Origin of the sequence: Marinomonas posidonica (assembly GCF_043643765.1) — a bacterium.
GTDB classification, from domain to species: Bacteria; Pseudomonadota; Gammaproteobacteria; order Pseudomonadales; family Marinomonadaceae; genus Marinomonas; species Marinomonas posidonica_A.
The window spans coordinates 149,373-170,970 of the sequence record NZ_JBHZSP010000009.1 but is presented as its reverse complement, the minus strand read 5'-3'; the positions used below and the strand labels follow the sequence as shown (position 1 = coordinate 170,970).

General features: G+C 44.1%; 20 protein-coding genes and 1 tRNA gene. 11 read left to right on the top strand and 10 right to left on the bottom strand.

Annotated elements, in window-relative coordinates; genetic code table 11:
- The first annotated feature begins 58 nt into the window (after window positions 1–58).
- Window positions 59–1,012, top strand: a complete 954-nt coding sequence (gene trxB, locus ACHUFM_RS11975) for a thioredoxin-disulfide reductase (RefSeq protein ID WP_394182470.1) — start codon at window positions 59–61, stop codon at window positions 1,010–1,012.
- A gap of 133 nt (window positions 1,013–1,145) precedes the next feature.
- Here trxB and ppa read toward each other — a convergent pair whose 3' ends face one another.
- Window positions 1,146–1,676, bottom strand: a complete 531-nt coding sequence (gene ppa, locus ACHUFM_RS11970) for an inorganic diphosphatase (RefSeq protein ID WP_113875696.1) — start codon at window positions 1,674–1,676, stop codon at window positions 1,146–1,148.
- Window positions 1,677–1,888: 212 nt separating this feature from the next.
- On the opposite strand from ppa, the gene ihfB reads away from it, so the two are divergent.
- From ihfB to ACHUFM_RS11945, 5 genes are all read left to right on the top strand, one after another.
- Window positions 1,889–2,197, top strand: a complete 309-nt coding sequence (gene ihfB / locus ACHUFM_RS11965) for an integration host factor subunit beta (RefSeq protein ID WP_013797052.1) — start codon at window positions 1,889–1,891, stop codon at window positions 2,195–2,197.
- A gap of 74 nt (window positions 2,198–2,271) precedes the next feature.
- Window positions 2,272–2,595, top strand: a complete 324-nt coding sequence (locus ACHUFM_RS11960) for a LapA family protein (protein ID WP_063332650.1) — start codon at window positions 2,272–2,274, stop codon at window positions 2,593–2,595.
- Between the two features lie 5 nt (window positions 2,596–2,600).
- A complete protein-coding gene (gene lapB / locus ACHUFM_RS11955) occupies window positions 2,601–3,779 on the top strand; it encodes a lipopolysaccharide assembly protein LapB (RefSeq protein ID WP_394182469.1) in 1,179 nt (392 codons plus the stop codon).
- A gap of 77 nt (window positions 3,780–3,856) precedes the next feature.
- Window positions 3,857–4,558 (top strand): orotidine-5'-phosphate decarboxylase, encoded by a 702-nt coding sequence (pyrF, locus tag ACHUFM_RS11950; RefSeq protein ID WP_394182468.1) that lies wholly within the window; start codon window positions 3,857–3,859, stop codon window positions 4,556–4,558.
- A gap of 130 nt (window positions 4,559–4,688) precedes the next feature.
- A complete protein-coding gene (locus ACHUFM_RS11945; RefSeq protein ID WP_394182467.1) occupies window positions 4,689–5,015 on the top strand; it encodes a ComEA family DNA-binding protein in 327 nt (108 codons plus the stop codon).
- A 23-nt stretch (window positions 5,016–5,038) separates the two neighbouring features.
- On the opposite strand, the gene ACHUFM_RS11940 is transcribed toward ACHUFM_RS11945, so the two are convergent.
- Window positions 5,039–6,775 (bottom strand): SulP family inorganic anion transporter, encoded by a 1,737-nt coding sequence (locus ACHUFM_RS11940; RefSeq protein ID WP_394182466.1) that lies wholly within the window; start codon window positions 6,773–6,775, stop codon window positions 5,039–5,041.
- 8 nt (window positions 6,776–6,783) lie between these two features.
- Window positions 6,784–7,668, bottom strand: a complete 885-nt coding sequence (locus ACHUFM_RS11935) for an MBL fold metallo-hydrolase (RefSeq protein WP_394182496.1) — start codon at window positions 7,666–7,668, stop codon at window positions 6,784–6,786.
- Window positions 7,669–7,867: 199 nt separating this feature from the next.
- Here ACHUFM_RS11935 and uvrB point away from each other — a divergent pair, with 199 nt between their 5' ends.
- The 3 genes from uvrB (at window position 7,868) to ACHUFM_RS11920 (ending at window position 10,269) form a co-directional block, all read left to right on the top strand.
- Window positions 7,868–9,892, top strand: coding sequence for an excinuclease ABC subunit UvrB (uvrB, locus tag ACHUFM_RS11930; RefSeq protein ID WP_394182465.1), 2,025 nt, complete (start codon window positions 7,868–7,870; stop codon window positions 9,890–9,892).
- Between the two features lie 28 nt (window positions 9,893–9,920).
- Complete coding sequence (locus ACHUFM_RS11925; RefSeq protein ID WP_063332656.1) at window positions 9,921–10,109, top strand: hypothetical protein; 189 nt, start codon at window positions 9,921–9,923, stop codon at window positions 10,107–10,109.
- An 83-nt stretch (window positions 10,110–10,192) separates the two neighbouring features.
- A tRNA-Val gene (locus ACHUFM_RS11920) sits at window positions 10,193–10,269 on the top strand.
- A gap of 236 nt (window positions 10,270–10,505) precedes the next feature.
- Here ACHUFM_RS11920 and ACHUFM_RS11915 read toward each other — a convergent pair.
- The 4 genes from ACHUFM_RS11915 to ACHUFM_RS11900 all read right to left on the bottom strand — a co-directional run bounded on the left by ACHUFM_RS11915 (window position 10,506) and on the right by ACHUFM_RS11900 (window position 13,043).
- Window positions 10,506–11,033, bottom strand: a complete 528-nt coding sequence (locus ACHUFM_RS11915; protein ID WP_394182464.1) for a hypothetical protein — start codon at window positions 11,031–11,033, stop codon at window positions 10,506–10,508.
- 80 nt (window positions 11,034–11,113) lie between these two features.
- The gene (locus tag ACHUFM_RS11910; RefSeq protein ID WP_394182463.1) at window positions 11,114–11,266 is read right to left on the bottom strand and encodes a hypothetical protein; all 153 of its coding nucleotides are present in this window, start codon (window positions 11,264–11,266) and stop codon (window positions 11,114–11,116) included.
- A gap of 186 nt (window positions 11,267–11,452) precedes the next feature.
- Window positions 11,453–12,706: a type II toxin-antitoxin system HipA family toxin gene (locus ACHUFM_RS11905; protein WP_394182462.1), complete on the bottom strand. Its 1,254-nt coding sequence runs from the start codon at window positions 12,704–12,706 to the stop codon at window positions 11,453–11,455.
- Window positions 12,690–13,043, bottom strand: coding sequence for a helix-turn-helix transcriptional regulator (locus ACHUFM_RS11900; RefSeq protein WP_394182461.1), 354 nt, complete (start codon window positions 13,041–13,043; stop codon window positions 12,690–12,692). Before ACHUFM_RS11900 ends, ACHUFM_RS11905 begins: the two co-directional genes overlap by 17 nt.
- 388 nt (window positions 13,044–13,431) lie before the next feature.
- On the opposite strand from ACHUFM_RS11900, the gene ACHUFM_RS11895 reads away from it, so the two are divergent.
- Together ACHUFM_RS11895 and ACHUFM_RS11890 are read left to right on the top strand one after the other, a co-directional pair.
- Window positions 13,432–15,525: a 3-hydroxyacyl-CoA dehydrogenase NAD-binding domain-containing protein gene (locus tag ACHUFM_RS11895; RefSeq protein ID WP_394182460.1), complete on the top strand. Its 2,094-nt coding sequence runs from the start codon at window positions 13,432–13,434 to the stop codon at window positions 15,523–15,525.
- Window positions 15,525–16,703, top strand: coding sequence for an acetyl-CoA C-acyltransferase (locus tag ACHUFM_RS11890; RefSeq protein ID WP_394182459.1), 1,179 nt, complete (start codon window positions 15,525–15,527; stop codon window positions 16,701–16,703). The genes ACHUFM_RS11895 and ACHUFM_RS11890 overlap by 1 nt, the downstream gene beginning before the upstream one ends.
- A 106-nt stretch (window positions 16,704–16,809) precedes the next feature.
- Here the strand turns inward: ACHUFM_RS11890 and ACHUFM_RS11885 are convergent, their stop codons facing one another.
- The 3 genes from ACHUFM_RS11885 to ACHUFM_RS11875 all read right to left on the bottom strand — a co-directional run bounded on the left by ACHUFM_RS11885 (window position 16,810) and on the right by ACHUFM_RS11875 (window position 21,564).
- On the bottom strand, window positions 16,810–18,480 hold the full coding sequence (locus ACHUFM_RS11885; RefSeq protein ID WP_394182458.1) for an AMP-binding protein: 1,671 nt from the start codon (window positions 18,478–18,480) through the stop codon (window positions 16,810–16,812).
- Window positions 18,481–18,547: 67 nt separating this feature from the next.
- Complete coding sequence (locus tag ACHUFM_RS11880; protein ID WP_394182457.1) at window positions 18,548–20,086, bottom strand: DUF2306 domain-containing protein; 1,539 nt, start codon at window positions 20,084–20,086, stop codon at window positions 18,548–18,550.
- Between the two features lie 59 nt (window positions 20,087–20,145).
- A complete protein-coding gene (locus ACHUFM_RS11875) occupies window positions 20,146–21,564 on the bottom strand; it encodes an aldehyde dehydrogenase family protein (protein ID WP_394182456.1) in 1,419 nt (472 codons plus the stop codon).
- Window positions 21,565–21,598 lie beyond the last annotated feature (34 nt).

The window sequence follows — 21,598 nt, the reverse complement described above, 5'->3', positions numbered from 1 at the left end:
CAACATTTCGCTGATAGATCTGTCTATCGAGCAAACATTTAATTACAGGAGCAACAAGATGAGCGATGTGAAACACGCTAAATTAATGATTTTAGGTTCAGGACCTGCTGGTTATACGGCCGCTGTATACGCTGCTCGTGCGAACCTGAATCCTGTAATGATCACTGGTATGCAAATGGGTGGTCAATTGACGACCACAACGGAAGTCGATAATTGGCCGGGTGATGATCAAGGCGTGCAAGGTCCAGAGTTAATGGAGCGCATGCGTAAGCATGCAGAGCGTTTTGAAACGGAAATTATTTTTGATCATGTGAACAAAGTTGATCTGCAAAACCGTCCATTCCGTTTGGAAGGTGACAGTGGCGTATATACTTGTGATGCTCTGATTATTTCCACGGGCGCCAGTGCTCAATACCTAGGGCTTGAAAGCGAAAGCAAATTCATGGGACAAGGCGTATCAGCTTGCGCAACCTGTGATGGCTTCTTCTACCGTAATCAAGATGTTGCGGTGATTGGTGGGGGTAACACAGCCGTTGAAGAAGCGCTGTACCTATCGAACATTGCTAAGACGGTTACTGTGATTCACCGTCGTGATAAATTCCGTTCAGAAAAAATTCTAGCCGATAAACTGTTGGATAAAGCGACCAATGGCAATGTGAAAATTGAATGGCATTCGGAACTAGATGAAGTCTTAGGTGATGGCACTGGTGTTACTGGTGTGCGTATTAAGAATAACCAAACAGGTGAGATGAAAGATCTGGCTGTAGCAGGTTTGTTTGTGGCGATTGGTCACAAGCCAAATACCGATATTTTCCAAGGCCAATTGGACATGAAAGACGGTTATTTGAAAGTTCAGTCTGGTACACAAGGTAATGCGACACAAACCAGTATTGAAGGTGTGTTCGCTGCCGGTGATGTCAGTGATCATATCTACCGTCAAGCCATTACCTCTGCTGGAACGGGCTGTATGGCGGCGTTGGATGCTGAACGTTACTTAGATTCACAAGAGTAAATATAAGTATGCCTGTCAGGCGGTTATGTTTGATAGGCAATAAAAAAACCGATCGCAAATGGATCGGTTTTTTTTCGTTTGTTACTGGTGATATGCTTGTACAAGAGAAACAAGTGGCCAGCGAAACGTTGTATTACTGTGCGTTGTAAGCTTCTACGCCTTCAACAATGGCTTTGCGAGCTTCTTCTGCGCTTGCCCAGCCTTCTACTTTTACCCACTTACCTTCTTCCAGTTTTTTGTAGTTCTCGAAGAAGTGTTCGATTTGGTCACGAAGCAATTGTGGGATGTCGTTCACATCTTGAATGTGGCCGTACTCTTTGCTTAGTTTTTCGTGTGGTACAGCAACCAGTTTTGCATCCATACCGGCTTCGTCAGACATGTTCAATACACCCACAGGGCGACAACGAATAACAGAACCTGGTACAACTGGGTAAGGTGTGATCACCAATACGTCAACTGGGTCACCATCGTCTGCTAATGTGTGGTTAACATAACCATAGTTGGCAGGATAGAACATAGGTGCTGTCATAAAACGGTCTACGATAAGCGCATCCATGTCTTTGTCGACTTCGTATTTAACTGGATTTGCTTGCGCTGGAATTTCGATAATGACATTGATGTCGTTTGGTGCGTCTTTACCCGCTGGTATATTGCTGTAGCTCATTATTTTTCTTCCGATCTGGTTGAATATGGGCGCTATTATAAAAGCTAGCTTGTTCAGATGCTAGTTGTAGAGCCAAGTGAAAAACTATTATTCGTCTTAAGGATTGAATAAAATGGGTAAAAATTTGCGTAATAAGCCATAACTTATTGCTTTCTTTCCAGATTTAGCTAGTCTTACATAATACTGGTCAAATATTAGACGCGAGGACGGTAATGACAAAATCTGAGCTGATAGAACTGCTTATCGATCAGCAATCTCATTTGCCTGTTAAAGAGGTTGAACAAGCCATCAAAGCGATGTTGGAGCATATGTCCGACTCTTTAGCTAATGGTGAGCGTATTGAGATTCGTGGTTTCGGTAGTTTTTCATTGCATTATCGAGCACCAAGAATCGGTCGTAATCCTAAAACAGGTGAATCGGTTGAATTAAGCGCCAAGTATGTCCCTCATTTCAAGCCTGGCAAGGAATTACGTGAGTTAGTCAATGAATCGTCAGAGTCAACGGCGAACGAACTCAACTAATTTACATCTAATACCTCGAAATTTTTCAGCTATCACGGCATAATATCGCCATTCTATTCTCGATAGGTTGTTTTATGCTTAAATGGCTGAAAAGAGTTATCTATACGGTTCTTGTGCTGTTCTTTCTTGCGGTGGGAATATTTTTTGCTATCCGCAATCCACAACTTATCCATCTTGATTTGGTCTTCTGGCAAGGTCCTGAGCTCAGCGTGGCGCTCTACATCATTCTGGCGTTTACGGTGGGAGCATGTATTGCCTTGTTGGTCAGTTCGGTTGCTTACCTACGTAGCGAACGCCAAATTCGAGTGTTAAGCCGCAAATTTGAGAAGGCGCGTGATGAAGTGGATGCCCTTAGAAAAGCATCCATCACGAAAGAGTTGTCGGTAGGGAAGGAGTAGCGGCGTTGACCGAAGTCGGCTTGTTCCTAGTATTATTTGTCGCACTCTTTGTCGGTTGGACAATGGGGCGTAAAACGCCGACTAAAAAAAACAATCCGCTTAAAAAATCGATCCCTAATGATTACTTTCGTGGATTGAATCATTTATTAAATGATCAGCACAGCGAAGCCATTGACGCTTTTGTTGACTCTTTGGAAGTCAATTCAGAAACCTTTGATATTCATTTAACCCTTGGCAACTTGTTTCGTAAGAAAGGCGAGATACAAAAAGCCATTAATATTCACCAGAATCTATTGGCTCGTCCTGAAATCTCTCAACGAGAAATGCGCATGGTGCAACTTGAGCTTGCCAGTGATTTTATGTCGGCGGGGTTATTAGACCGAGCAGGGCGCTTACTGCTCAACATGGCTTCAACCGCCAGAAAAAGTGAGTTTCAGCCGAAAATATTGACTCTGCTGGTGGATTTGTATGAGTTTGAGCAAAGCTGGGACAAAGCCATTCAAATTGGTTCAGAGTTGGTCAAAGAGACGGCGAGCAAAAAAGAGATAAAGCGGTTAGGGCATTTTCACTGTGAAATGGCGCTAGAGCTGCAAAAGAAAGAGCAATGGAAGCCAGCCTATCAAGAATACAAACAAGCTCTAGAAGTTGATCCTAGTTGCGTTCGAGCCAGTATTGGTGCCGCGGATGTATTGAAAAAACAAAACCGCTATCGAGATGCCATTAAAGAGCTTAAGCATGCTGCAGAACAGGACAGTGATTTTGTGTCTGTGATCATTCCGCAACTAAAAGAATGCTATCAGAGAATCTGGGGCAGCGGCGGATACATCAAGTTTTTACAAGAACAGAATGAGAAGAAGCCTTCCACCACTTTGATCATGGCACTAGTCGAACATTATATGGAAAATGACCGTGAATACGCGGAGATGTTTCTCGTCGAACAGTTAAGAAAACACCCTACGATTAAAGGCTTTAAAGAGCTGATCAACATACAGATAGCCGACTCTCAAGGCTACAACCAGCAGCATTTATCGGTTCTGTATGAGCTGATTGATCAGTTAGTTCAGGCCAAACATAAGTATCAATGTCGCCAGTGTGGCTTTTCTGGTCATCAATTGCATTGGCAATGCCCGAGCTGTAAAACCTGGGGTGTTGTGAAACCCATTCATGGTTTGGAAGGCGAATAGAGTCGCTTTTGAAGCCACTAAGTTACTAGAAAGATACGACAAGTACCTTTGCTTGTCACAGCATAAGAGGACACTAAATGAGCTGCCAATCCCCAATCGTAGTTGCCCTAGACTTTCCAACCATGGCGCAATCTATCGAGATGGCAAAGCGACTTGACCCGAGCCAATGTCGAGTTAAAGTCGGTAAAGAGTTATTCACCACGTCTGGCCCAGCCATTTTAGAGGAATTGCATAAATTAAATTTTGAGATTTTTCTCGATTTAAAATTTCACGACATTCCAAATACGGTCGCCAATGCGGTGAGTGTGGCGGCCAAATCGGGGGTGTGGATGGTGAATGTACACGCGTCAGGTGGCCGTCGAATGATGGAAGCATCCGCGAATGCTTTACAGCAGTTGCCAGATCAAAACACCTTATTGATTGCGGTCACGGTATTAACCAGCATGGATCAATCGGATTTAAGCGAAATCGGTATTGATTTGACGCCAGAACAACATGTGAAACGCTTGGCGGCATTAGCCAAATCGTCTGGAATGGATGGGGTGGTTTGCTCAGCACAAGAGTCACAAATGTTGTCCTCTGAATTGGGTAAAGATTTTGTGTTGGTCACGCCCGGTATTCGCCCAGCAGGCTCTGATCAAGGAGATCAGAAACGCATTATGACGCCAGCTGAGGCTATGGTGGCTGGTAGTCATTACCTTGTCGTTGGGCGTCCGATCACGCAAGCTGCGAATCCGATGGCGGTATTAACGGAAGTGAATCAGAGTTTAGGGCTTTAAACGACCGTTCCGCGCATCTTGAAGTTCGATAAAAAAGCTTTTATTCTAAAACCGTTCGCTGATTAAAATCTAATCAGGAGCGGTTTTTTTATTGGCATGATGCCAGTGTTATTTTAAAAAGGATCTTTATATGAAAACCCTACTAAAAAAACTCGGTTCGAGTATTGCTCATTGTGTGGTCACCCTTTCTTTGTGTTTTTCGACTCTGCTTATGGCGGCTTCGCCTTTGGATATTAATATTGGTACCGCAGATCAGTTTGCGGCCATTATGTCGGGAGTCGGTCAGAAAAAGGCCGAAGCCATAGTGGCATACCGTGAAGCCAATGGGCCTTTTACGTCTGTTGATCAATTGGTTGAAGTAAAAGGCATTGGTCAGGCTTTATTGCAGCGTAATAGAGCACTTATCCAAGTATCTGAAGAGACAGAAGAGACAGAAGAGACAGAAGAGACACAATAACGTGTTCATCAGGGTGAGTGTTCTTACTCACCCTGATGTTGTGCTTCGATAGGATGACTTAATGCTTGTATGGCCTGATGTTGCGTTAAAAAAATCTGTCCTGTTAGGTTTGTTATTAAGGTTGATTGGCGGAGTTTGTCCATCACTGGTCCTTTGATTTCCGAGAAATGCAGTGTGACTCCAGCTGAGTTAAGACGATCTGAAATGGTTTCTAAGCTGTCTAACGCACTGGCATCAATCATGTTTACCGCGCTGCACATCAGCACAATGTGTTTCACGTCTTTTTGTTGAGCAATCAGACTTAACACATAGTCTTCTAATACTCTCGCATTGGCAAAGAAAAGGTTCTCGTCGATCCTGATGGTGACAATGTCAGGAGTCGTTTCAACCTGATAGCGTTGTACATTGCGAAAATGCTCGGTGCCTGGAACACGACCAACCACGGCAATGTGAGGGTGACTGGTGTGCCACAGGAAAAATAATAGCGACAAGCTAATACCGACGATGATGCCGGTTTCCATTCCAATAAATAACACCACTAGAAAGGTTGCCGCTAAGGCTAAAGCTTCTTGTTTTGAAAAGTGGTAAACACGGATAAAGTCTTTTATATCGACCAGTTGTAAAATCGCCACAATAATGCAGGCGGCCAAAACCGCATTGGGCAGATAGTAAAAAAGCGGCGTTAAAAAGAACAGTACAAGTAACATGAATAAAGCGGTCAGAATACCTGCCATGGGGGTTTTAGCGCCAGCACTGGTGTTGACCACAGTACGAGAAAAACCGCCCGTCACAGGAAAAGCTCCGCTTAAGGCTGAGGCAATGTTCGCTGCGCCTAAGCCAAGTAACTCTTGGTTAGGCTGAATGTCCTCTTTACGTTTGGCAGCAAAGGATTGTGCCACTGAAACTGAGCCGACAAATCCCACCACACTGATTAAAAATGCGCCGGGCAGTAAAGCCCATAATGTGTCTACTTCTAGACTGGTTAAGTCAATGGAGGGCCAGGCTAATTGAATATGACCAACGATTTTAACGCCTTGTTGGTCAAGTGACAGTAAAGCCACACAAACCGTGGCAAGCACCACCACCAAGACCGGGCCGGCCTTGCTCAGTAGATTCGCGATGTTGGACGAGAGTCCTAATGCTTTTAAGATGTTACTTAAGTATTTTTTAAAAAAGACTAATGACCCAATCACCAAACTGCTGATGATGAATGTTGGCAAGTTCATGTCATCAGTGTGACTTAACATGTCTTGGGTGAGTTCAATCAGATTATTGCCATGGGCTTGAATGCCCAACAGATGTTTGAGCTGGCCAACCGCAATCAAGATGGCTGATGCACTGATAAAACCGGATATAACAGGGTGACTTAATAAGTTGGTTAAAAAGCCCATTTTTAATAGGCTCATCAACACGAGAAACACCCCAGACACAAACGCCAACAAAATAGCCAAGCTAATGTAAGCATCGCTACCGGGTACCGCCAACGGTAACATTATGGTGGCCGTCATCATGGATGTGATGGCGACAGGACCCACCGCCAGACTACGGCTGGTACCCAGTAAAGAATAAATAATGGATGGTAATATGCTGGCATATAGGCCCAAATAAGCAGGAAGTCCGGCCAGTATGGCATAGCCCATACTTTGTGGAATCAGCAGAATGGTCGCAATGAAACTGGCCATGCTGTCTGTGGCAAGGTCTTTACGAGAATACTGTCTTAACCATGCCATAGCAGGTAAGCCGCGATCCAATGTTTTCATCCTGTTCCTTATTTAAGATTGATGGGGGTTTTAATGTAGCGCACACCATTCTCTTCTTCTGGTGGCAAATGTCCCGCGCGCATGTTGATTTGTACACTTGGCCAAATTAGTCTTGGCATATTGAGGGTGGCATCTTTGGTGTTGCGCATTGCGCAAAAAGCCGCTTCAGAAATACCAGAATGAATGTGCTGATTGTGATTTTTCTGTTCACCTACTGTAGTTTCCCATGCATATACGTCTCGGTTTGGCGCTTTATAGTCGTGACACATGAAAAGTCGTGTCTCGTTTGGTAGTGCAAAAATCTTTTGGATAGAGCGGTATAAGGTGTTGGCATTCCCCCCCGGGAAATCACAGCGTGCTGTTCCAAAGTCCGGCATAAACAAGGTGTCACCAACAAAGGCTGCATCTGCAATGAGATAGGTCAAACAAGCAGGGGTGTGTCCAGGAGTATGTAAAATGCGAATGCTTGTTTCTCCAAGAGGCAATGTATCTTGCTCATTTACCAATAAGTCAAATTGAGAGCCATCGCGACGAAATTCAGTTTCGACATTTAAGATTTTTGAGAAGGTGGCTTGCACTTGAGTAATTTGATCGCCAATGACAATTTTGCCACCCAAGGTGTTTTGTAGGTAGGGCGCGGCAGAAAGGTGATCGGCGTGAACGTGGGTTTCGAGCAACCAATCTAGTTGAAGTCGGTGATGTTTAATGTAGTCAATGATGGCATCGGCAGACTGAGTGTCTGTGGTGCCAGCCGCATGATCGTAGTCCAATACAGAATCAATGATAGCACATCGCTTGGTTGCTAAGTCCGTGACCACATAAGAGACGGTGAAGGTTGCTTCATCAAAGAAGGCTTCTATTTGAATGTCGGATTGCGTTTTGGTATTCATCATCATAAACCTCATTAGGTTATAAGTATATTTCATTATGTTATATATGGCTATTAGATTAGTAAAGTCTAATGTAGTGTGGGTTGTGAAAAAAACATGGAGTTTGATCTTAATCAATCAAAGCCAGTTAGAGGAAAGACCAGACGAGGAAGGGATTTTTTGCTAATCTATCGAATTGATTTTTAAGCTTAGGAACAAAGTCGTGTCGCAAGAGTTTCAAGTTGTCTCATCTTATTCACCCGCTGGTGATCAGCCAAAAGCCATTGAGAAATTAGTGCAAGGGGTTGAAGCGGGCTTGGCTCATCAGACCTTATTAGGAGTCACCGGTTCCGGTAAAACTTATACCGTGGCGAATGTTATTTCTCAGGTGAAGCGCCCGACCATCATCATGGCGCACAATAAAACCTTAGCGGCACAATTGTACGGAGAGTTTAAGGAGTTTTTTCCTCACAACGCCGTCGAGTATTTTGTTTCTTATTATGATTACTATCAGCCAGAAGCCTATGTGGCAGCGTCTGATACTTTTATCGAGAAAGACGCCTCAGTCAACGAGCATATCGAACAAATGCGTCTGTCTGCCACTAAGGCGTTATTGGAAAGGGAAGACGTTATTATCGTCGCGACCGTATCGGCGATTTATGGTTTGGGTGACCCCCAATCCTATTTAAAAATGATGTTGCATCTGGATCGTGGTGATCGAATTGATCAGCGTGCGGTACTGCGTCGTTTGGCGGAGCTGCAATACAGTCGTAATGACCTAGTGTTGGAACGTGGTAACTTCCGTGTACGTGGGGATGTTATTGAAGTTTTTCCAGCAGACTCCGAGGACACGGCCATTCGCATTGAATTGTTTGATGACGAAGTCGAGAACTTGTCTTTTATTGATCCTTTGACCAATAAAACGTTGCGCAAAGTGCCACGGGTGACGATTTACCCTAAAACTCACTATGTGACGCCGAGAGAAACCATTGAAGGTGCAATCGATCGAATTAAGGTAGAACTGGATCAGCGTCTAGAACAGCTTAAATCTCTGAACAAGTTGGTTGAATTGCAACGTCTAGAGCAACGTACGCGTTACGATTTGGAAATGATGCAAGAGCTCGGTTATTGCTCTGGTATCGAAAACTATTCGCGTTATTTGTCGGGTCGAGAAGAAGGCTCGCCACCACCGACCTTGTTTGATTATTTGCCTGAAAATGCTCTATTAGTGGTGGATGAGTCCCACGTGACCGTGTCGCAAATTGGTGCTATGTACAAAGGTGACCGATCTCGTAAAGAAAACCTAGTGGAGTACGGTTTCCGTTTGCCATCAGCATTAGATAATCGACCGATGCGCTTTGAAGAATGGGAGCAGATCAAGCCGCAAACCATCTTTGTGTCCGCGACACCAGGTAAATACGAAGAAGAGCATCAGGATTGGGTGGTTGAGCAAATTGTACGTCCGACAGGCTTGATCGATCCAGAGTTGGAAGTTCGGCCTGTTGCCACGCAAGTGGATGACTTATTATCAGAAATCAATAAACGCACAGTGATTGGCGAACGAGTATTGGTCACGACATTAACCAAACGTATGGCAGAGGATTTAACCGATTACCTAAATGATCATGGGGTTCGGGTCCGTTATCTGCACTCTGACATTGATACAGTGGAGCGAGTTGAGATCATTCGAGATTTACGTCTGGGTGAGTTTGATGTGCTGGTGGGCATAAACTTACTGCGAGAAGGTCTGGATATTCCAGAAGTAAGTTTGGTGGCCATTTTAGATGCGGATAAAGAAGGCTTCTTACGTTCTGAGCGTTCTTTGATTCAAACCATTGGTCGTGCTGCACGTAATGTAAACGGTAAAGCCATCTTATACGCAGATAGAATCACAGGCTCGATGGAACGCGCTATCAGTGAGACCGAGCGTCGTCGAGAGAAACAACAGGCACACAATGAGAAGCATGGCATTACACCGACAGGGATTAACAAATCGGTGGAAGACATCTTAGAAGGCGCTTATAACCCAGGGGCAGGGAAGCGTGCTAATAAGACCAAGAAAGTCGCGGAAACCGCGAAAGAGTATCAAGTGGAAAGCATGGATGACGTGGCACAAGTTCGCAAAGCCATGATTCAACTGCAAAAAGAAATGATACAGGCGTCAGAAGAATTGAAGTTTGAATTGGCCGCTGGCTATCGTGATCAGATTCGTGTCTTACAGAAAAAACTGAAAGACGTTGGCGAATAGTAACGCATTTACAATCAGAGGTGAGTTGATGGCGATTACCTTGAGAAATTACAACATAGTCCGAGTGATTGATAATGGTGTGATCGTTAACTGCACCGTCATTGAAATGTGTTACGACTTTGCCTTAGTGAAATTTCGAGACAAGAAATACAAGGTGCCGTATCACCTGATTGATGAAGTTATCGGTCACGAATTGCTGGTCCCTCTTGAAGACTAAAAGCAATTTACGAAAAGACCAAAAAAGTACGCTAGAAAGCTTGTCAAACGCAAAGTGCTGGGTATAATAGCCAACACTTTTTTAGGACTATAGCTCAGTTGGTTAGAGCGCTACCTTGACATGGTAGAGGTCAGCAGTTCGAATCTGCTTAGTCCTACCACCTATTTAAAAAGGGCTTACATTAACCCGTAAGCCCTTTTTTATTTTTCTTTATCCGTATTTTATCTGTATTTTATCCCAATCTTACTTGTTATTAAGTCTTGCTCTGCCCGATTAAGCTATTTTTGAACGATGCACCTAATCCTCTTTTTCAGTGATACTTTCAATCAAGTGATAAAAAAGAGGGCTTAGCCCTCATAGATCACTAGTAGTTTTGCTAAAGATAGCTAAATGGTTTTAGCTAAAGGCTTGAGCCATAAAGTTGTCTAGGTCTTTCGCGATTGCAGACATCATTTTTATTTCTGACTGTTCGAGTGTAACTGCTTGATAAGAGAATTTATTATGTAATTGCTGATAAGTAAGTTGATGACTTTTCCCTCTTAAAAGTGTATCGACTGGATTGCTATAACCTCTAAAAAAGCCTAGAAAGCCAGACCTTTGATCGATATAGGTGCTGAGAGACGCTGCAATATTCACTAAATCTTGGTATTCATTACAGAACTTTTTTACCCATTCTTGAAGGTCTGTAATATCTAGGTCCAGGTTATTATCTAAAATAATGGATTTTTTTTGAATATCTATTTTTTCGATAATCTCAGAAAGGCCTGTGAATAGAGTTGATACATCAATTTGAGAAGCTTTTCTAAGGCTCCTTTTGTAATTTCTGTCATTTAGATCAAATCCCTCAGAAGTTTTTATTATTCTCTCATTGATCATCTTTAATAGACTTGCAAAAGAATCTAGTGCTAGTTGAGCGTCCCGCATAATGTAGTCCATAAAATATTAAGGTTGCATTTAATTGTCGAGGCTTGAAGAATTTTGTCAAACTTATAATGCAAAAAAAGCTAAACCTCTTCATCCATCAATCTTACCAGCTCGCTTGGTATGTGGTGATCTTTCCAGTTGATGTCTTTCATGTCTATTTTACTTATGTCTAGCCCTGCGGCAACTTGTAAGGCTTCTTTTTGTTCGTGGCCATCTATGTAGTGGTTGGTCATGTCTTCGGTGGCGTGCCATGATGTATTCTTTTGGGTAACCGGCTTTAAAGTAGAGCATGATGCCGAGAGAAAGAATGTCGTGGAATGATGGGCGTTCGTTTGGCTGTAGGTGGTCGTATGCGCCGATTTTGTCGCGCCATTGTTTAATTTTATCTCTTTTTTAATCGCATATTTCCTAGGCGAATATTAAACTCGAAAATCCTCATGTAGCCTTTGCCAATGTTGTCTTAGATGTTTTTTGTGATCTTCATTCATTGGTAGATCTTTTAGCGCGTTCGGCCAAAGGCTTCTGGCTTTTTCCATGGCATCCTCTAGATGCGGCTTGATCGCTCGCCACGGAATATCTGATTTAATTGCCCAATGTTCAAAGTGTTTATAGGAGACATCGTACCAAGCTTTTGTCTTTGCTAGATTAAGGGCAAAGTGCTGTTCGTTTTCAATATAAACACTGGTGGTGACTATGTCGTAAGCCGGTGAGAGTTTGGCTGTGACGTGATCTGCATACAGTAAGCTCCAGTTTTTTAAATGGGCGTCGCCGTTTGCTAATAGGATGTTGGCGAGTAAACGACGGGCGAGTTGCTGGACATCGTTTAGGCCATCACCAGAAAACTGATACAGGACTTTTGCTATTTGCTCGTAGTTGCCTGAATTGTATTTTTCATGTGGGTACTTCACCAGAACTTGAGCAAAGTCTTCCATATGAATACGTTGGTCGTTATGTCGGTCAAATCGCTTAATAGCGAAGGCCAATTTTTCATCCGGAAGGTTGATTTGAGGAAGGTTGTCTAACTGGCCTATCTCGACCAATTTTATTTCAGGAACATCCACGCCAATGAGAGAGGCGAGAGTCATGGCGGTGAACTCGTTGGCGGGCACTTCTTTGTGTTTAGTAGAAGGTGTTTTCACAATCCAATCGCCAAGCACATTGTCTTTCGACAGATTATATCGACCGTCTTTTTCCTTCATGGAAAACTTCATTTGAACACCAGCCAAGGAAAACTTGTTCTCTTGGCTGAGTTTGTCGAATTTAACCGCTTTTACTTGGCCATGAGATGAGAATAAATGGACTGGCACATCCTCCGGCTCCATCGGTTCAGCGACTAATGCACCCGGTAAATCCATACCCAAATAAGACAAAATATGGAACTCATTATCAACATGGGTTTTGAGTCCTTGAGCGATCAGTTCTCGCAATGAACCTTCAGGCAATAGATTAGACAAAATAGGGTGCAAGCGTTGGTTGGTCGCCCATGGCTCAGATAACATTTTATCAGCACGCGGAAAATTTGGATGTGTGGTTAAGCTAAAAGTGGGGCGCGCTATATTAGATTGAAAGCTTTCAGCAAAATGAAGAACATTACGTCCATTTTTTGTACCTGCCAAATACCCTACTAGATGACCATGTAACGTTAACTTAAGAACACTAATTTCCGTAGTCATCTTCGTCTCCATCTTTGTCTTCTAGCAGTCCTTTCCATGGATCATCCGATAGTTTTTTTTGTTCATCAGAATGATCAGGCTGCTTGTGCGGTAAAGATGTGTTGTTACCATCACTTTCAAGAACCGCTAAAACAGCATTCAGCTTTTCTTTTGGAATTAGCATGACGTCGCTATTTAGACCTTTGGCAATCAGTTCAAGCGTATCGAGCCTTGGGTTGCCCTTTGCTTCAAGTCGCTGGTATTGCTGCCTAGAAATACCAATACGCATTAGCATGTCATTCTGCTTGAGTTTTAGTGCTAGGCGGCGATGTTTGATTTGTTGTAGTAGATTTTTCATAAGGAAACTAATAAGTTGCTTTTTTGAATTATAGAAACATATTAGTTTCTATTTTTGTTTAAGGCAACTAAAGAGTTTCTTTTTAGGTATCTACAAGTGCGAAAATATAAGAGGGCATGGTCTGTCTATCAAGCTCGAGAAGCCCAGTTATTTAAGTTCGAAAACCCTTATAAACCTTCTGTACATATTCTTTTCGTTGCTATCCGAGCTTTTCATTCAATAAATCTTCAAATATATGTTGCGACTGCAACATATATGGGTAAATATAGTTGAGGTGGTCAATTGTTGATCATATTAAACATCGGCTTTGTCGATAGCGGTTTATCAGCAAGCTAATTTTTTTCTTAGAATCGTTTTAAAAATAATAATTAGATTAGAGGTAATTCCTTTGAAAGATATTTCCCTCAATGGCAGGGTGGGCGTCATTCACCTGTCCAATCCACCGTTAAACAGTATCAATCTGCAACTCCGGTTAGATCTTGTCAGCAAGTTGGAAGAAGCAAATGCTTCTGACGCCATCGACGCTATTGTTCTGTATGGAACTGAAGAAATGTTTTCATGCGGTGCTGATATAGATGAGTTTTTTTCTGGTGAGGCTGGGCGTGATCCTAATCTGCCTATGCTGGTCGAACTGCTGCAAAATTCTTCCAAACCCGTTGTTGCCGCTGTTGGCAAACAATGCATGGGAGGAGGCTTAGAGCTTGCTCTTGCTTGCCATGCCCGAGTGTTTAGAACGGACGCTGTTATTTCTTTCCCAGAAATTCATTTGGGGCTGATTCCTGGCGCTGGTGGGACTCAGTTGTTGCCCAGAGCCGTTGGCTTGAGCAAAGCGGTTTCCATGATACTCGGTGGTCGCCCGTGTGCAGTCAAATCATTAGAAGAAACGCAACTGGTTTCAAGACTTTCAGATAATGTGTTAACGGATGCCATTGCTTTTGCCAACCAACTTGCTGAGGGTGAGTCCATTATTCCAATTCAAGATCTCAAGGTAGATAAGGTCAATTCTGATCTTTTCTTGAGGTGGGTTTCTAATACGGTACGTTCACAGGTACGACGCTCGCCGTCTTCACCGGCTGCGGTGACTGCGATAGAAGCGTCCTTGGGGGATTATAAAAAAGGACTTGAGGTTGAGAAAAAGTTATTTTGGGAACGTATGTCGTCAACTGAATCTGAGGCGCTGCGTTACGCGTTTAAAGCGGAGCGTGAATGCTGGAAAGTGCCAGGATTGTCAGTCGATAAAGCTAAGTTACCAACCATAGAAAAAGTAGGGGTAGTTGGGGCAGGAACCATGGGTTCTGGTATTGCTATTAACTTCCTTAACGTGGGTATCCCTGTTGTTCTGTTGGAGCAAAAGCAGGACGCTCTGCAACGTGGTATTGATACTATCCACAGTTATTATGAAAAGCTGGTTGCCAAGTCAAAAATGACAGATGAGCAGTCTAAAAAGTGCTTGAATCTATTAACGCCATCGCTCTCCTATGAAGATATGAGTGATGTCGATTTGGCGATTGAAGCGGTCTTCGAAGACATGTCGATTAAAGAGTCTGTGTTCCGTACCTTGTCAGAGACAGTCAGAGAAAATGCTATTTTGGCATCCAATACGTCTACTTTAGATCTCAATCAGATAGCACAGTTTTGTCGTAACCCCGAACGTGTTGTTGGTCTGCATTTCTTCAGTCCTGCCAATATTATGAAATTACTCGAAGTCGTTAGAGCGGATCTTACCTCTGATGCCGTCCTGTCTGCTGCTATGAAGTTAGCAAAACGCATTAAGAAAACCGCCGTTGTGTCTGGTGTTTGTGATGGTTTCATAGGCAACCGTATGATCAATGAATACCTGCGGATCGCAGGTCTGATGGTAGAAGCGGGGGCTAGTCCTTGGGAAGTGGATCAAGCATTAGAAGAATGGGGTATGGCAATGGGGCCATTTCGCATGATGGATCTGGCTGGGAATGATGTCGGCATGGCTATTCGAAAGCGAACTTACATTGAGCGGCCTGACGTTAAGTTTTCATCTATTCCTGATCGAGTTTGTGAGCTTGGCCGCTTAGGTCAAAAAAGCGGTAAGGGATGGTATCAATATGTACCAGGCCAACGTGGTGGTATCCCTGATGAGGAGATTGACCAACTGATTCAAGATGTCCGTGAAGCTAACGGAGTGGTTACTCGCAAGTTTAATAAGGACGACATTATCGAGCGTTGTATTTATGCTCTGGTCAATGAAGGCGCGAGAATTTTAGAGGAAGGCATTGCCCTTAGGGCGAGTGATATAGACGTTGTTTATACCCATGGCTATGGTTTTCCCGCATCACGTGGTGGCCCGATGCATTACGCGAATCAAAAAGGTTTGGTGGTTGTTAAACAAAAGTTGGAAATATTTGCTAACGAAACGAATGGGGATTCAAAATTTTGGAGTCCTTCCAAACTCATTTCAGACCTTGCTCAGCAGGGACGTAACTTTGATAGCTTTGGAGGCCTGTAATGGTTGATTCAGTCATAATTTCAACAGCAAGAACAGCTTTAACTAAATCTTGGCGAGGTGGATTTAATATGACTCATCCAGTCGCCATGGGTGGTCACGTTGTAGCAAGCGCAGTGGCTCGCGCAGGTATTGAGTTGGCAGAAGTGGAAGATGTGGTGATGGGCTCTACTTTTCTTGAGGGACCAGCGGGGATGAATATTGCCCGCCAGATTGCTCTTAAGGCGGGATGTCCTGTTACCACCTCTGGGGTTTCTATTAATCGCTTTTGTGCCACGGGCTTACAAAGTATCGCCTTTTCAGCACAACGTATTATGGCGGGTGAAGGTGATGTGTACGTCGCTGGCGGCGTAGAATCGATTTCACTCATTCAGAATGATGCGAACCTAGCATTGTTGAAGGAACATTCGTTGGAGCAACAAGTACCAGAAGTCTACTGGAGCATGTTGCAAACCGCTGAGACAGTCGCTCATCGCTATGGCATATCAAGAGAAGCGCAGGATCAATATGGTGTGCTCAGTCAAAACCGAGCCGCGGATGCTCAGGCTCAGGGACGCTTTGCAGATGAAATTGCACCTTTTGATACCGTGATGGGCGTTTTTGATCGGGCAACGAGGGAGTATGAACAACGCCCAATGACGGTCTCTGTAGATGAGGGGATACGTCCGGGCACAGACTATGAAAGTATAGCGAACCTTCGCGCGGTAATGCCAAACGGGGTGGTGACAGCCGCGAATGCAAGTCAGTTTTCAGATGGTGCAAGCGCCTGTGTGGTTACCAGTTCGACCTATGCCGAGCAGAGAGGAATAACCCCGTTAGGTATTTTTCGTGGCTTTGCGGTGGCGGGTTGTGAGCCGGATGAAATGGGGATAGGTCCTGTTTTTGCTATTCCTAAATTGCTGAAAAGAGCCGGTTTGAAAGTCGACGATATTGGCCTTTGGGAGATCAATGAAGCGTTTGCTGTGCAAGTGCTGTATTGTCAGGAAAAACTTGGTATTCCTATTGACCGTCTGAATGTCAACGGTGGTGCTATCGCATTAGGCCATCCATACGGTATGAGCGGCTCCCGTTTAGTGGGTCATGCATTGATTGAAGGCAAACGTCGAGGTGTTAAATACGTGGTGGTGTCTATGTGCATCGGTGGCGGTATGGGCGCTGCGGGTTTGTTTGAAATAGTATAAGCGCTTGAACAAGTCCTTGAATAAGACCTGCGATAATGCAGGTCTTTTTTCATCTCATCCTTTTGAAAGGATATGTTAGATTGTTAGATTGTCAGACCGAGTTGCCCTAACTTAATGTGTTGTGTTTAGCATTTTCATCGGCTTGCAAGGTTTGCCAAAGCACCTTGCCTGCTGCCGATTTTGGTAGTGCATCGACCACTTCCAAAATGCGTGGGATTTTGTACGCCGCCATGTGTTCTTGCGCCCATGCAGAAAGCGCTTTGCTATCTAGTTGAGTATTTGGTTTTAATACGGCAATGGCTTTTACATTTTCCCCTCTGTAATCGTCCTTTGAACCAATGATACAAACTTCTTCAATCGAGGGATGATGATAAAGGTGAGCTTCAACTTCAGCCGGCCAAACCTTATATCCAGAAGCATTAATCATTCTTTTTAAACGATCTACGATTCGGATATAGCCTTGCTCGTCCATAAGAGCCAGATCTCCGGTTCTTAAATATTTTGTGTTATCAACCGTGATAAAAGCTTCTTCATCGGCGTTAGGGTTTTGCCAGTAACTCTGCATCACTTGTGGGCCGTGTACGATAATTTCTCCAACTTCTCCTTGGGATACTGGTTGCTTGGTATCTGGATCGAATAACTGAACATCTGTGTTCATAACGGGGATGCCAACGCTACCGGCTTTGGGGTTGTCTAGCGGGTTATGTGTGACTGGCCCCATGGTTTCTGTCATGCCATATACTTCGATAAAGGTCAGTCCTGTCAGTGTATTTAAGCGTTCCGCAATGGCATTCGGCATGGCGCTGCCTCCACCATAAATGCATGTGAGGCTCGCAAGGGTGTTGGCTGTCAGTACTGGTGTATTGAGCAGATCGATAACGGCCGTGGGTACTGTGCACCAAGTAGTGACTTTGTACGTTTCAATTAGATAGGCAGCGACTTGTCTATCCCAACGAGACATGATGACGTTAGTCGCTCCAGTTGCAATAGAAACGTTCATGATGCCTTGCAATCCGACAATATGAAACATTGGAGTGGCACCTAAATGCACTTCATTACTGTCATAGGAAAACCAATCAATAATACAGCTGAGCGCGTGTTGAGCTGAAAGGTGATTATGTAGGCAGCCTTTGCCTTTTCCAGTTGATCCAGAAGTATAGGGAATGGCAAATGGATCCGTTACTGACAGTTCTACCTTAGTAAAAGGTTTATCGTTGCGGATGACATCAGCCCAGTCGATGATCGACTTAGGTAGGTTTTCATTGAATGGTTTTTTTACTATTGGTGGAAGGTCGACACTTGGTGATGATGGGGCTTCTGTACCGTAATGAGCGGCAATAACATGATCTAGATCTCCAGAAGCGATCAGTGCAGAGAGGTTATCGACGGAATCCTGAGCACAGAAAAGTGTTCTGATATTCGCGTCTTGGCAAATGTAGCTCAATTCTTCTGATTGATGCATGGCATTGATGGGTACAACGACACCGCCCGCTCTGATAATGCCATAAAATGCCGCCACATATTGTGGTGAGTTTTGCATATAGACACCAACACGATCACCTTTGATAACACCGCATGTAGATTGTAAATAACCAGCAATCGCCGTGACCTTAACATCAAGCTCCGCATAAGTTGTGACAGCACCGTAAAATATCAAAGCAGCTTTGTTTGGGTACCTGCTACTGGTATTACGCAAGTTATCATCAAATGTTTGTGTCGCAGGAGGCAGTTCTTTTGAGACGCGAGCAGGCCAGTGTTTAAAGTGTAAGTGAGACATGGTTGTGTTTTCCCGAAGATAAATGACTGGCCATAGCGTCAGGCCAGTCATATTGATTTAGAATACTTTAGCTAATGACGCGAGATTTTGTTTCTCGACTGGTCATCATTTCAATAAAGCCGTTAAATGATGGCATCAAAACGGCAATACCAACGGCTAGAACATAGCCGTGTCCTCGGTTGAGGTAGAATTCAGGAATCACGTCCAACCTATACCAAAGGGCATGTCCCCAAATAACCAAGGCGGGCGCAAAGGCAAAATTGACCGCGAAAATCATGCTCTCGTGCCACTTATTTTCGCGGCCACGAACTTGTTGATAGAGTGCAAGCGCAGCGAATGCCAACAGCGATACTCCTGATACCATATAGAAACCGCCACCCGCGGTGACTGCCATTGAAGGTTCGCCTAGTTGGAATCCCCATACGACTTGTTGCACACCACACCAAATGGCGGAAACGTAAAAAAGATTACGAGCCAAACGTGACGCCTCATTGTGCAACATGAGCCAAAGCCCCGACGCAATCGTCGTGACCATTAACACCGCAAAGATAGTGGTCAGTAGAGGATGGTTGGTATAAAGCATCGCGTCAGCGGCTAAAGTACTCGCAGGTACAATGGCTTGAGCTGCTGTCCAGCTACCAAGGCCAGCTGTACCCAAATAGGTTGATAATACTGTCCAAATAGCTACCACACCCGCCAGAGACAAGAAGACTTTCAGAGCAACTGGCTGAGGAGCAATTTCTACAGGTTTGGTTTTCATAGGAGAAGAGGCTCGGTTCCAAGCAAATATCATGCAACCGATCATTAGGCATTGCCAAAATGTCAGCATGTTTACCATGTTGTTCACTTCACCCTGTGTCAAATGGGGGTATATATTGCCTAAGAAAGCCCAGTCATAGCGTTGAACCGGCGCATTTAGAAAGGCCACAAAGGTGTATAACTGAAAACCAAGGTGTAGGGCAATATTGCGTTTCTTTATGTGATGGATCGCGAGAATTTGACAGATAATGGTACTGATCGCGAGAGCCCAAAGCTGGATATGGAATGCAAATCCTTGATAGGTGTGCTCAATACCCGTATGAACCATGTGATATATCGCGGCGAAAGTCATAGTAAAGACACCAAGAATATAAACACCGCCAACCATGCGGTGCGCCTTTCGGTATTTCTTTCGAAAGCTCGGCGTAAATTGCAATATTCCTAAAATAAGACAAATCCCGCCAAGCACCATGTGGTAACTAAGAGCAGATTTTTCAATGGGTTTCATGGAGTTGTAATACAACACCTGAGTCGAATTACCATTGCTGCCATAACCAAAATAGGTTCCGGTGACCATGGCGGTCAGGTTATTCCATAGAGGATAAACATCCGCTGCTTCCTTGGCGACCTGAGCATAAGGAACGTCAAGATCACCTTCGGCCTCGATGAGTGTTACCGTGTCATGAACGGCTTGCTCATCATGTATATATGGCAACATTTTATAACCGGCTTCCCAAACTAAAAAACTATAAAAAGCCAGAGCCATCGAAAACAGAGTCCAAACAATAAATGTTTTGGGTTTAGTTCGAATAAAATGTTTAAGAGTATTGGTTGCTTGATTACTCATAAGATTTACCTATTTTCTTAAAATATTGGCTAGGCAGAAGACGGACTTCTGCTAACGACTTAAGACACTATTTTTAATTGCGTAAATTCCAGTAAGCCTTGTGTGCCCAGTTCTGAGCCGACACCAGACTGACGCGCACCACCAAATGGTATATTCGGGGCGACGGGGAAGTGTTTGTTAATCCAAACGCTGCCGGTTTCTATCTGATTGACGACGACATTAATATCGTCTTTATTCGTCCCCCAGACAGAGGCGCCTAACCCAAAGGGTGACGAGTTAATGGTAGTAATGACATCATTGATGTTGTTATATGAAATGATGGGTAGGACAGGGCCAAATTGCTCTTCATCGACAATTCTATCGCCGTCTTTCACACCAGAAAGGACGGTAGGGCGTAAGTAATAACCCGATCCTTTTGGAGAGTAACCACCGGCTTCGACGACGGCACCTTGTTTTACTGCATCATTTAGCAGTTCTGTGACGACCTCGAACTGGCGCTTGTTTTGAATCGGACCAAACTTGACACCGTCTTCTAATGGAGAGCCAATTTTTGTCGCATCGGCCATAGCAGACAGCCTTTTCACTAAGTCATCGTGTTTACTTTGGTGAACATATACACGTTTTACAGCAGAGCAGGTTTGACCGTTATTCATAAAGCCAGCTTCAAAGAGAGGCGTTGTTATTTCGTCTAAATCAGCATCTTCCAATATAATCGCGGGATCATTTCCCCCCAATTCTAGGGTGATGCGTTTCAGGTCATCCGCAGCCGACTTCATAATGTGTTTGCCAGTCGCTGTTGAACCAGTAAATGAGATCTTACGGACGTCTTTGTGAGCGCTCAAAATGGGCCCAAGATCGCCTGAGTCGGCGACCACATTGATAACGCCTTTAGGTAATGCTTCATTGATTAATGAAGCCCATAAAAGGGTGGTTAGTGGTGTGGTGGGCGCTGGTTTTATGACCACTGTGTTGCCAGCCAAGAGGGCTCCGGGAACTTTGAATGCCATCAAGGCCATGGGGAAATTCCAAGGCACAATTGCGGCAACGACACCTAATGGCAATCGATAGGCTTTCGCATCACTATTAGGAATATCGGTAGGGTCTAGAGCATCAGTCGGTACATGAGCATGAAACTCGAAAAAACCAGCCGTAGCGCCAATTTCAAACATCGCATCTGCCATTGGTTTTCCCGTTTCACTAGCGTGTAGGCTAGCCAGTTCATTCATATTGGCTTTGGTGATCTCTGCAATCTGAGCCAAAATAACTTTGCGCTCATTCTGTTTAAGTGCGCTCCAAGTTGGAAACGCCGCTTTGGCTGCCAAGACGGCGTTATCGACTTGTTGGGCAGAAGCGCTAAATATCGTCACGACAGCTTCTTCCGTAGCGGGGTTTATAACAGATAGTTCGGCGCCGTTACCTAAGACACATTCGCCATGGATAAGATTTTGAAACTCTGACGCTTTGTAAGGACTATTCATCGTAATGAACCTCTTAAAGTACGCGAACATCGCG